Annotated in this window: 10 protein-coding genes and 5 pseudogenes; 7 read left to right on the plus strand and 8 right to left on the minus strand. The window is 49.7% G+C overall.

Translation table 11 applies throughout. The annotated features are described in order from the left end of the window. Both BG74_RS12980 and BG74_RS12985 read left to right on the plus strand, forming a co-directional pair. The coding region (locus tag BG74_RS12980; protein WP_501037413.1) for a type 2 periplasmic-binding domain-containing protein at positions 1–353 on the plus strand (353 nt) is incomplete at its 5' end. A 562-nt stretch (positions 354–915) separates the two neighbouring features. Beyond that, positions 916–1,191: a hypothetical protein gene (locus BG74_RS12985; protein ID WP_187202602.1), complete on the plus strand. Its 276-nt coding sequence runs from the start codon at positions 916–918 to the stop codon at positions 1,189–1,191. Between the two features lie 663 nt (positions 1,192–1,854). On the opposite strand, the gene BG74_RS12990 is transcribed toward BG74_RS12985, so the two are convergent. Next, the gene (locus BG74_RS12990) at positions 1,855–2,037 is read right to left on the minus strand and encodes a hypothetical protein (protein WP_187202603.1); all 183 of its coding nucleotides are present in this window, start codon (positions 2,035–2,037) and stop codon (positions 1,855–1,857) included. Between the two features lie 145 nt (positions 2,038–2,182). Here BG74_RS12990 and BG74_RS04215 point away from each other — a divergent pair, with 145 nt between their 5' ends. From BG74_RS04215 to BG74_RS16610, 4 genes and pseudogenes are all read left to right on the plus strand, one after another. Next, positions 2,183–2,905: a phosphohydrolase gene (locus BG74_RS04215; protein WP_066596812.1), complete on the plus strand. Its 723-nt coding sequence runs from the start codon at positions 2,183–2,185 to the stop codon at positions 2,903–2,905. 336 nt (positions 2,906–3,241) lie between these two features. Then, entirely contained in the window at positions 3,242–3,397 is a 156-nt protein-coding gene (locus tag BG74_RS04220; RefSeq protein WP_244267273.1) for a hypothetical protein, read from the plus strand. 501 nt (positions 3,398–3,898) lie between these two features. After that, positions 3,899–4,890, plus strand: a pseudogene (locus tag BG74_RS12995) (glucan biosynthesis protein). A 158-nt stretch (positions 4,891–5,048) separates the two neighbouring features. After that, positions 5,049–5,435 (plus strand): annotated as a pseudogene (locus BG74_RS16610) (glucans biosynthesis glucosyltransferase MdoH); the annotation flags it as partial. A gap of 26 nt (positions 5,436–5,461) precedes the next feature. Here the strand turns inward: BG74_RS16610 and BG74_RS13000 are convergent. The 4 genes and pseudogenes from BG74_RS13000 to BG74_RS10655 form a co-directional block, all read right to left on the minus strand. Continuing rightward, positions 5,462–5,920 carry a hypothetical protein gene (locus BG74_RS13000; RefSeq protein ID WP_187202604.1) on the minus strand — a complete coding sequence of 153 codons (459 nt, stop codon included), beginning with the start codon at positions 5,918–5,920 and terminating at the stop codon, positions 5,462–5,464. Positions 5,921–5,972: 52 nt separating this feature from the next. Continuing rightward, positions 5,973–6,161: a hypothetical protein gene (locus BG74_RS04240; protein ID WP_066596824.1), complete on the minus strand. Its 189-nt coding sequence runs from the start codon at positions 6,159–6,161 to the stop codon at positions 5,973–5,975. Positions 6,162–6,304: 143 nt separating this feature from the next. After that, positions 6,305–7,228 (minus strand): Kdo(2)-lipid IV(A) acyltransferase, encoded by a 924-nt coding sequence (locus BG74_RS04245; protein WP_066596826.1) that lies wholly within the window; start codon positions 7,226–7,228, stop codon positions 6,305–6,307. A 168-nt stretch (positions 7,229–7,396) separates the two neighbouring features. After that, a pseudogene (locus tag BG74_RS10655) lies at positions 7,397–8,382 on the minus strand (oxidoreductase). Positions 8,383–8,636: 254 nt separating this feature from the next. Between BG74_RS10655 and trhO the strand changes: the two are divergent. Continuing rightward, positions 8,637–9,692, plus strand: a complete 1,056-nt coding sequence (trhO, locus tag BG74_RS04260; RefSeq protein WP_066596833.1) for an oxygen-dependent tRNA uridine(34) hydroxylase TrhO — start codon at positions 8,637–8,639, stop codon at positions 9,690–9,692. A gap of 394 nt (positions 9,693–10,086) precedes the next feature. Here trhO and solA read toward each other — a convergent pair. The 3 genes and pseudogenes from solA to BG74_RS04270 form a co-directional block, all read right to left on the minus strand. Then, a pseudogene (solA, locus tag BG74_RS20475) lies at positions 10,087–10,221 on the minus strand (N-methyl-L-tryptophan oxidase); the annotation flags it as partial. Positions 10,222–10,974: 753 nt separating this feature from the next. Continuing rightward, positions 10,975–11,433, minus strand: coding sequence for a hypothetical protein (locus BG74_RS16620; RefSeq protein WP_066596834.1), 459 nt, complete (start codon positions 11,431–11,433; stop codon positions 10,975–10,977). Positions 11,434–11,509: 76 nt separating this feature from the next. After that, positions 11,510–12,079, minus strand: a pseudogene (locus tag BG74_RS04270) (hypothetical protein); the annotation flags it as partial.

The raw sequence follows: 12,079 nt of genomic DNA on the forward strand, positions 1-12,079 counted from the left end.
TTCGCTTTCATGATTGTATCATTGATACTAATTTTCGCAATTTGAACTGGCAATTTGGTTCCAATGGCGATTATGGCGCAGTGTCAATAACCATTAACAGCCGTCTGCATTTCGCCAGCCCCAGCGTGTGCTTGTACGCGGCGATGTTCCGGCCTTGGCATTCCCGTATTCCTTCGTTTAATTTTGCAGCGGGGGTGGCTATCACTCCGCTCCTCCCGCAGCCGGAAATGACATCGCTCGGTCTGTACACCATTTATCCGTTAACACATCATCTAGCCACTAAGATGCGAGCGCTGGTGGATTATCTCGCAAACCACTTCCGTGGTCAGCTATTCTGGGATCAGGGCTGGTAATAAATTGTTTCCATAATAGAAATTAATAACTTCTGACTGGGAGAATTATCATCTGATTGGCATCACGGGTATCATATGAAATATAAATATGCAGCCATAGGGTTGCGCGCCTACTAGCACGGCTAATAACTCTGAAGATTTTCCTTCCTGCCCGCAGCGGTGGAAAAAATGAACGGGATTAACCCAGTGGTTCCGGCATTAGTGATACTGGATTTGTAAAAGTAAGAAATATGCGATGAATACTAGCCTAATTATTCTTTTGCACGGAGTGGGGTAGGGTAGTGGCGGAGATGGTTCTGCTCCTGCTCCCCCTGTGCCGGGTGCTTAGAAATACCAACTACCCGACTGTAAGTTTGCTGCTCCTAATGCGCCGTCGCATTCCGATTTTTGTCAAGGCTATCAGTGGTTCACTGTAGCAGGGATAACGGAACAAAACTGGCCGTGGCGCATTCAGGCACCGCGTGCTTCTTTTGATACCACGCTGGTGCGCTTAATGGCAGCCTGGGAACTGTAGGGGCAGCCGGAAAATTTGGTGATGATAGGGTTTTCTCAGAGTGCTACTATGGCTCTGGATGCGGTTGCCTCCTCCGGCCGGTGGCAGAGTAGTCTCTTTCTCCGGCAGATTGGCGACACCTCTTCCCTTTACGCCGGCATAGGCGAAGACGCCGGTTCTATTGCTGCACCGAGGGCAAGATGTGTCATTCCCTCTAGCGAAAGTCCGCTGACCTTATGGTTGCTGACCGCGGTGGACATGAAGGAGATAGCTAAAATTTTTCCGGGTCTCGGGCATACGCTTTCATCCGAGAGCATCATGCTCGCCGGACGTTTCATTGCCTAGGCCTGTAAGCCGGGGAAAGGTAAATCGCCTCGAACTCCTTACCATAGAAGTAAAAGGACTTCGGAGTAGTGGTGGCAGCACCGGTTTTATCCCTTGGATTTACGAGGATCACTGGTGCGCGGATAGGTGTGTTCTTCCTGAATCGTGCCATCATAATTTATGATGAATTTTCATCGAGACCATTTTACCAGTCATGCATTTGTGAGGGTAATGATTTCATCATTGGTCGCCGCCATGGTCGCCGCCATTTTTCAGGTACAGCTATTACCTCCTTGTTTAAGGCCCATTTATCTTCAGCTTTAGTGACATGATAATTATCCATTTTTACTCTTGTTGAGTGGTAGCAGTTCGGCGTGACAAGCGTCTTTTCTACAGCAGAATGAAAGAAGTATTAATACTAAAATAATAAGTGCGAAAGTTAAATAGTCATCCGTTGCGCTGGCAATCGCTATTACCTTGATATGCAGATTACTGTGCCCGGTATCCGCCTTATATGCCGTCGGACAGATGTCAGGTTGGCATAATGATATGCTGAAATAGCAGTTGCGGGGCCCGCTGGCGCACTGTAGAAGGTAGGATGATGAAGGGGAGTAGTGGGAAAAAAGGGAAAATGCAGTAAGGGAATAAGGCGCAACGGGAAAAAGGGAAAAGGGCGTGGGTAACTTAGGCGGTAACAACGTACATAGGGGTTGACAACAACGAGGCTCGCGGCTGCGATACCTCGCACTGGCGCATGCTGGCCTTAAACGCTATATCGCACGCCGCGGCAAGGAAATCCCTTGGCGCAACGTTAGTTTTGCGCAGTGCGCCCCCTTTAATCACGTTATTTCGTCTGGAATAAGACATAACCTGCAATATTGTTTGCGCGCCAGGTTAGCGAATGATTATGTTAAGCTCCTAACTCCTAACATCGACGGCGATTTCGGAGTTATTACACAGTGGGTAATAGCTTAATAATGTGATTATAATTAATAGCAAGTAGGAGTGAGGTATGACTTTAGAGGATTGGGAACGCCGTTTTCAGGAATATCTAGAGCAACATTTTTCGCAGGATGACAAAGCACATGATATTGCCCATTTCAGTCGGGTGTGGAAAACCGCCAGTAAAATAATGCAGTTTATCGACGCGGATGAAAGGATCGTATTAGCTGCCTGCTATTTCCATGACGTGGTCAATCTCCCGAAAAATCACCCCGAACGTCATCTAGCATCACGGCAGGCGGCGCTACAAACACAAGAAATCCTCGCTGACTATTTTCCTGATTTCCCGTCGACGCTGTACGGTGGTGTGGTGCATGCGATAGAGGCACACAGCTTCAGCGCCTGCATTACGCCGGAAACGCCAGAGGCAAAAATTGTGCAGGATGCTGACCGCCTGGAGTCCTTAGGGGCCATCGGATTAGCGCGGGTATTTCATGTGGCCGGGCAATTGGGACGCGGCTTATTTCACGCTGACGACCCGCTTGCTTTGCACAGGCCGTTGGATGATGTCAATTATACCTTTGATCATTTTCAAACCAAATTATTGACCTTGGCTGACAGTATGCAAACGGAACTAGGAAAAGAAATGGCCCGCTATAATATCGAATATCTGGTTACGTTTATGAGTAAATTATGTGCGGAATTAAAAGGGGAATATTACCAACTTGATAAGGAAACGCTGGAGATATTTAGTATGGGTTGTAAAGAGGAGGGAAGCACAGCGACGGAGTAAGGTTTTTTAACGTTTCCTTTCCTAATTGATTGCGTTCAACTACGGGTGATGTCGATTACCCGCGTCCGGTTTCAACAAGACGCCATGCTACGGGTCTCGGTAAAATAAGTGCCTTCAAGGCGGTCTTAGCATGGCGCGAGGCGGTCGCTATGGCGACAGGGGCCAGAATAAGATTAACTTAGTATTTCGGGGTCTATGCCGCAGTGGTAGAGATGATTAGCTTGATGGATCCATTTTTAATCATCCAACGTATCACGTCGTGACGTTAGTGCTATCAGGGTCAGCTGTATCGGTATATTTCCCTGAAAATAGATGGTTAGCCGGCTGCTGGTTTCCGTGCAATACGCCATTTCACCACGTAAATTGACCATATTCTGCCAACAGCAGCCATCGCAACTGCGTACTAACGTCCAGCCTCTGGCCAGCAGCACAGAGGTTTATCAGCAAAGCTATATTGACGCCATCCGCGCGTTCCTGGCGCATAATAAATAGCCGCAACAAGTGATTTTATCTGCTTCGATGCGAAAAATGCGCATTTACATCAAACAGCGCTGGCGTAAATTAGCGGCGGACAAATCCCAGTAGGGCGAGGATAAATCGGCAACAAACCGTGTCAGGGTCCGGGCATCAATCGACGTTCCCTTATACCGGAGTACAGTGATTATCGGCGCCGGTGGTTTGAGAGCGCTATCCGGCCCGACTGGTACAGTATCGTCCGCGCTTATGACAATATACTGATTTATTCTAGCTAAAAGTCTGCTTTTTCCTTATAATTCGCTGAAAGAGAAAAAAGCATTAACCCTGCTCGATAGTTCAGGTAAAATGAAGCCGGGCACAAACTGTTGGCTATAACATTTATAGACTATCTTTTATCACTCTAATAGTAGATTTTCAGCTTATATGAAATACATGGTGCCGAGAAGGCGAATCAGAGGAATCATTACTGTATCATCCTGTCGGACAAATGATTTCTGTAATCAAAGATTACAGTAAATGATTAAGAGCACATACAGAGTGGATGTGCAAAATAATAAACTCTTCGTCAAATCATCCAAAGCGAGTCTCCGTTGGCTGGGAAACATCATGGTGCTGTTGACACTATACGCTTTGCCCTTATGCGTTTTCTATTGACTATGTGGTAGCTAAGCAAGCCCAGGCAATGGTAGACAAAGGTATATGAAGCGCAAAAAAGCAATGTGCCTTCGCAATTTTGCGATATGAAGCTCGCTGACTAGCAAATCTGATTCAATCATGATAAGGCGATGTAGCACGATTTATAGACCCCATTCAAAATCGAGTTCTATCATCAGGGAATATATTTCGACCAAGCGGTGAAAATCAATGAAGTGACACGGCGACTGCCGTTAATTAGGTCAGATATTCATCTGATATATTCAATTTCCGATCAGTCAATCACGATCCTGATCCGGTGAAGGACCTCAATTTTGCCGGGTTCAAAATCCTTTATTCGATAAATCAACTCGATAACACGATGAAATTGTCAGAATGTTGGGCGCCAGTTATTTCGCGTTATCGGTAAAGGACAAGTTTACGGCCATTTCGCGCACAGTATGGCAATCGATACCGCGCTGGTATCCGCTGAATAATCCCCGTCACCTATCGGTGAGCATTTTCCAAGTGGAAAACCCACTCGGTTTCGGGCTGCTAAAGTACGGGTACGATTTCTTCCAGAATCAGGATCTCGACGATTGCTACGACCTGTGCCTGAGTGGCTAGGTTGAAACCCAGCGGTGCTTGGGAAAAAGGGAATTTCGAGCTGGTGGAGATTTCCATCAGCGGTGGAAACCTCCACCAAAGATGAGACCAATGATAATATCGTCGCGTTCTGGACGCTGGGGAAATTGCCGGATGTCAGTCAACCGCTGGAACTCGCCTGTCGGCTGTACTTTTCGCGCGATGAAGATAAAATCCATCCGCCAGATTTCGCCGATGTGAAACAAACCTTACGTTCCACGGGGATGTGAAAAAGACAAACTTGACTTGTCAGCCGGACGGCACGACTGCCTTCCAGGTGGACTTCATCAGCCAGCTGACGAAAGAGTTGGATCCGGCTACACCGGTCGCTTCGCATATTAGCGTGGGCAACAATGCCGACGTGGACGAATACAGCGTCCGTTTCAATATTGTGCCTATCTGTAATGAAGAAGTGGAGCAGGTGTACGCCGGTCTGCGTGCGACATAGAGTCCATCGTTGCCACCACATCCAGATAGAGCATCTCTACGTCTATTATATTCTCAGCGACAGTTATCATCTCAATATCCACGTCGCCGAGCAAAAAACGTGGATGGAACTGTGTAAAGAAACCATCGGCACAGGGCGCATTTTTATCGCCGTCGGCGCCGGCGGTAGGATGAAGCGCAAAAGCGGTAATATTGATGATTTTTGTCGGCGCTAGGGGCAATGAATACGCCTATTATATGGTTATTTTGGACGCCAATAGTGTCATGAGCGGCTATCGCCACCAATCTGGTGCGGCTGATGGAAGTCAATCTGCGTGCCGGCATTATTATGTAAGTCGGCAGATAACCGACTGATTAACCGGTGAATGTTTCCGGCGACAGGATTTCGTAATGAAAATTACGGCAAGGGATAAAGGTTTCACAAAGGTCTGCACGTGGCGGTTGGGAATCGCTAAAGTGAAGGGATAAACTTGACATAATAGGAGAAAAAATGATGAATAATAGTACCTTACTGGCTATTTTCCCTGATACCACCACCCGTCCGGGCGAGGCGAGATTAACAGCGCTGCTATGCTGGGCACGGAGGGCAATCATCCCGCTGATAAACTCTAGGTTTTCGAGTGGTCGGCCAGTTAATGGACATACACCGTCATCAGTATAGGTGCGATAGGGCCGGTGGCTACATAGATGATGATCATAGTGACAAACAGACTCAGCACCGGGTGCGGATTTTTCAGCGAGGGAAAAATCCTGACGCCCGGAGAACATGTCTTTTTTTCTGCACGGGATAAAATGTTCCTGGATGAACAGCACCAGCGCGGTATTATATAGAAGAAGACCGGCCGTAAATCATAGAGATCCGCTGTCAGCCTCCCCCTATCAGTGGGCTAATCATCGCGCCGATTACCGTATCGGTGGTAGAGCCTAGCCGCTCTTGTTGCATGTTACCTGGATGGCAATAGGCGTGTTGGCATTGGGCACGAAACTGCCAAGCATCCAGATCCAGAGCAGCGCGCACAAGACTAAAAACTGCATAAATGGAGGTCGACAACATAACAGGACTGGAAACGCTCTCGCCCGAGGCGATTAAGTCAGAGGTATAGTATGCGTCAAAAGGGAGCTGGGGTAATTTCACCGGTCGTTTTTACGCAGATTTTCGCAATCACCGTTCCGGCAGGACGGCAGACGCACAGGGCGTTAGTGGTACAGCGAAGGTTCGCCGGGCGGGCGGGTTTTGAAGCGGCGGTGCATCCACATGTATTGGTCCGGCGCCCGTAGAATCGCCTGTTCCACCACCTTATTCATATAGCTGGCGGTAGCGATATCAATATCGAGCGGCATGTCGCATTCATCAGGCAGAATTAGCAGCTCATAACCGCGCCCTTGCGGAAGCCGGCGCGGCATGAAGGGGATCACCGCCGGCTTGGCTATTTTGGCTAACAGATAGGTGCCGGCAGTCGTCGCGGCTTCAGGGACGGCGAACAGCGGCGCGAATACGCTGCTTTTCGGCCCATAATCATGATCCGGCGCGTACCAGACAATATCGCCGTTTTTCAGCGCGCGGATCATGCCTTTTATATCGGAACGGTCCAGCATGGATTTATTGGACCGCAAACGTCCCCAAGTTTGTAGCCAATCAAGCAATGGGTTGTCGTTGGGGCGATAAACGCCAATGCCGGGATTATACATGCCAAAAATTCGCGCTCCCAGCTCAAGGGTGAGAAAATGCATGCCGATAAGCAGCACCCCCTTTTTTTCCATACGCGCGTTGGTGATATGTTCCAAGCCACTGACGGTGACCCAGCATTTAATGCGCCAATCAGGCCAGAACCAGGCGATGCCGGTTTCGATAAGCCCCATGCCGACCGACTCGAAATTTTTCCTCAAAAGCGCTTCACGCTCTAGTTCCAGCATAGCGGGAAAACACAATTGCAAATTCTGGCGTGCAATAGCCCCTCTATAGCGCATAAAACGCATCACGAGCCGCCCTAGGCACGTCCCCAAGGCATAAAGCAGCGGATAAGGCAGTAGCACCAGCAGGTAGAGTGCGCCAATACCCAGCCATATTAACCAATAACGCGGATGCAGCAATGAACAATTAAAAACAGGAAGTGTAGTCATAGAGTCTCAGATATGAACGTTACGGGGACAAGGCCCGTATTTTATTTGTACCGTTTAATACCTTGTAATATTCTGGCATTTTTTTTGCCGCAGTGGAATAAAGCGTCTCGCCCAAGGCATTATCGGCCTATTAGAGCGCTTTTTGTGCAATAAGCGGTGAGAGTAACGCTACGTTTGGCGAAATAACCCTTTCACTATACGAGGTTCACAGCGCGAATATTGCTTCGGCACTTGTACTTGCGCGCCGAGTTTGGCGGTTGCATTCTAGGGTTAACGCGATCGCATCCTCGTCGCCGTTGGCGATAATCACCTCTGCCTGCTCCGGTTTGGTAATTATGCCGACCGCAAAGGTCGTAAGGCCGGTTTCCTGGAGGTTACTGCTGGCCGAGCGCCACTGACTGTGCCTCGTCCCAGCCACCATCAACCCAGTCGAGTTGGTGGCGGAAATGCGCACGATTACCGCCATAGTTAACGGTAGTGCCTGACGCAAGGCCTGAAATATCTCAATAGTCAGGCGCATGCAGTTTTCTAGGCTGCCGCCGTAGCAGGATCCTCGCACTGATTCATCAACGGCGATAAAAAATGATGCAGCAAATAGCCGTGGGCGGGCCTGCCTATAAGTTAAATGAGATTAAAACCGATACTCTACATGCGTCTGGCCGCAGTGAAGAAATCGTCTATTAGCGCCGCTATCTCCTAGAGGCTTAGCGCGCGTGGCGCTGGGGAGGCGTCTTCATAGGAGAGTACCGACGCCGCGACTGTTTCTCAGTTGCCCTTTTCGGCAGCAATAGCTCCTCCGCCAGGCCATGGCTGTTAGGTGGACGCTTTATGCCCGCGGCATGGGTCAGCTGGATCTCCAGCGCAATCGGGGAAATGATTTTTACCGTATCGAGTACTGCTCTACCGCCAGGGCTTATTCTGTCCTATCGTCCCATAATCCCAGATCCTGCGGCGGAAGATGTGCTTGACCGGATTGACCGTAGTGGCCTCAAGTATTAAAAGCGCAGCGCGCAACAGCGCTAAATGCTCTAGATGCACGTATGCAATTAAGGTTACTTTCCCCTCATCAGCGGAATATTGGCACATCGGCGCGACAATACGGTTTTCCAGCTTCAGATTACCCAAGAGTCGATAGGGATACCCAGTTGACTCATTGGAGGGCCTCTCGAAGATAAATGGCCAGTCGAGATGATTCCCTGAACCGGCACGGATCGTCACTAATAGTGGTGGCCGACGGGAGTATCGTCAAGTCGCCGCCCTATCACGCAAATGCAAGGGTGGTCGGTCACAGGCGGTGCGGGGATTTTCGCGCTGTGACTGGCGCTTTGACGCGAATAAGGTAAAATACGTCCCCGGGCCACCGACGTAGCCGCCGCCGATCTTTTTACTGCTGATAGGAACGTACACCATGCCAGTGTTACATAACCGGGTCTCCAATCAGGAATTATGGGCGCGCATGTTAGCCGAAAGAGAGCCGCGCACAACTGTCTCTTTTTACCGCTATTTTACCCTGAGAGACCCGCGAGGCTTCCGTGATGATTTTTACCGGGCGCTCACGGCGCTGCAGGTATTCGGCCGCGTTTATATTGCCGCTGAAGGGATCAATGCTCAAATCAGTGTGCCGCAGAGCCGTTTTAATGCCTTGCGCGAGGTTCTGTCTGCCATGCATCCCCAGCTGGATGGACTGCGCTTGAACGTGGCCTTAGACGACGATGGTAAATCTTTCTGGGTACTGCGCATGAAAGTGCGGCCGCGCATCGTTGCCGACGGTATTGAGGACCCCACTTTCAATCTGGCGAACGTAGGACGTTATTTGAAAGCAGAGGACGTTAACGCCATCGCCGACGATCCAGATGCGCTCTTTGTGGATATGCGCAATCATTATGAGTATGAGGTGGGGCATTTCGATAATGCCATTGAGATTCCGTCCGATACGTTTCGTGAACAGCTGACGCTGGTGGTGGATATGCTGCAACATGACAAAGATAAAAAAATTGTCATGTACTGCACCGGCGGTATCCGCTGCGAAAAAGCCAGCGCCTGGATGCTGCATAACGGCTTTAAAAATGTATATCACGTGGAGGGTGGAATAATTGAATACGCCCGCCGTGTTCGGGAAAAAGGGTTACCGCTGAAATTTACCGGTAAGAATTTTGTGTTTGACGGACGTTTGGGAGAGCGTATCACGCCGGATATTATCGCCCATTGCCACCAATGCAGCGCACCCTGCGACAGCCATACTAATTGCCGCAATCAGGGTTGCCATTTGTTGTTTATCCAGTGCTCGATTTGTGCCGATAACTATGACGGCTGCTGTAGCGTGATCTGTCAGGAGGAGCTGACGTTGCCGCTGTCCGAGCAGCGTTCTCGTTACGCCGGGCGGAAAAACGGCATGAAGATATTTAATAAATCCCGCGAGCGCCTGCAACTGACGCTGACCGGGGACGATCCGACGCAGAAATAGCACGCGGCATTTGCATGCAGGCTGCGAAGCACGGGTAAACGGCGACGGCTTCCCCCCCGCAGGGTAGGTGGCTAGTTCGGCAGTTAATGGCGATGGTGTCAGATCTGTGCGTACGGGCAGAGAGTATCAAGAGGATGACTAACCTACCGGCACAGAGGGGTAGCTAGGCAGCAAAGTAACGCAGCAAAAACGGCGATAATATCGAAACCGCATTACCAGCTACTAGCGCGCATTTAACCAAGGCGCCCCCGTCATAAATTCGCACGGCAGCCGGAAGTACTGCACTCCGCTTACGGTATTTTAAATAAATACGAATTGACGCGGCTCGAGGTTTGTTATTCCTCTGCCGGTGAAAAACTGGTGTTTCCCCATCATCACTGAGAGTATTTTGCTAAAGGGTTTGGGCGCACTGCACCAGCGGCACATATTTCTCGACTTCGCCATAGGCATGGCGGATAAGACGTGTATCGCCATGGTGGCTGCCGCCTTGGTGCGGTGGAAAGACCGCACCGATCATTAGCACATTCAGTCAGACTTGCCTCACAGAATCGCTGCCGATGACGATTAAATCGTAAACCATACTCTAATGCTACTGACTGTGTTCCACTGGCTGTAGCGTTGGGTGAGAATAATGTAATAACAGTCCGGAAGGACGAATAGAGTCATCTGTCTGAAATAAAGCTTACGTAAAATAAAATCACCCGCGGCAGGGCAGTGGGTGACATCAGGGGTGACAGAACTAATGTTTGCGATAATCCAGGTATTCCGTTGATTCTATTTTGGTGATACCGACGTATTAATGTCCCAGCCGACCAGCGGGTGTGTATGAATAATTTCATTTTTTCTGTCCATCATATACCTCTTATTGACTCGTTATGATTTCAGTGACTATGAGGTTCTAGCATCTCCTAGTTCGCAGGTACCTTCCATTACAACCGCCTTTTTCAAATTTTTTCTCAATTAGAGACTTTTTATAATAGAAAATATCGCAAAGGATTGCTGAGCGCGCTGCCATAAGAAGCTGCGGCCCGCCGCGCGCCACGACAGTTAATCCTGTCGTGGCGCAGGACGAGGCGTAACCAGCATTACGTGACGGGCTAATTATTCCGCTAATTGTGCGAAATATTTCTGCATCAATGCATTGTAGTTTTTGTTCTGTGCTTCCAGTATCAGATTATGAATCAGCAGCCGATTTACTTTTTTCATCCAGGATGAAGGAAAGATAGGAAAAACGATTTCTAGCACGTTCAGTCGGCGGCTACTGTTCACTTATCAATTGCAGTCACTCACAGGTCATCGCTTCTTCTGGCTTTTCCAGCGCCATGGGTGTTTTCCAGAAAGTGGTGGTGCCATTTTGGATAGATACAGGCAATGAATAGTCCAATGGTGACCTACATCTATCATAATCCACATTAGGAATTTTTACAGCGAAAGCCTGCGTATTTAGGCGAAAACGAATAAGAAAAAACCGAGGCGAACCTGGCAAGTGATAGCACAACAAAATCTTATTGTGGAGAGTTCGGGTCAAACTAGTCATTGACGCGCTGATGGGCGTCGACATATGACAGGCGGCGTCTTCAGTCGCAGTGGATAGCGTTAGCTGCGCAGTGCCGACATTCTCGCTGTCCGAGGCTAGAACGATCTGGGGCAATACGCCGCCGGGAAAATGCTTGAAAACTGCGGCAGCATCTGTCGCCTTAGCCGCATTGGTCGTGTCGTCAGGGTATGACGCACCGTGCATTGCAGGTGGTCTAAAGTTCGGCGCCCGATTAACAGGACGATCGTCGTCATGTGACATGACCAATGCGGCTAAGGAGCTAAATTGGCAGAACGATCCTCATCGTGGGCGGCGACCGGTTGCGACGGTGACACCGAATTGGTAGAGGAGTTTCTTCATCGCTTTGTTCAAACGACAGCGGCTCGGCTTCGGCACTGGGGGTTGGGGTGGCACGGTATTGGGCTGTGCTTGCACTTGCGACAGATCGTCGACATCCTGAGGTGTTGATGTCACGGAGCTGCCGACAGGCCAGTTCATCCTGCTCAGTCTGCTGTTGCGCCACCGGTTGCTCGTCGGGGGAGATCATAGGTGGTACTCTATCAGAGGCAGACTCCTGCGCAGGTGACAGCACCAGTGGGACCAGCGTCGGCTGTGGTAGCTGTTGACTGTTTATTGCCTCGCTGACCGTCGCGACCATGGCTTCGCACACCGGTTTAACGGCAAACGCCGCCTGTTCCTGACGCACAGTGGTGGCATCGGTACCCGCGGCCACATCGGCGCTAGTGTCATGTTCCGATTGCTCAATAGAGGTGATGGGATAGCTCACCCATACTTTACTCGAGGCCATTTCTGGCGACACCACCGCACTGATAAGTGGTACCGGTGATGA

Source organism: Sodalis-like endosymbiont of Proechinophthirus fluctus, assembly GCF_001602625.1.
In the GTDB taxonomy this organism is placed as follows: domain Bacteria; phylum Pseudomonadota; class Gammaproteobacteria; order Enterobacterales; family Enterobacteriaceae.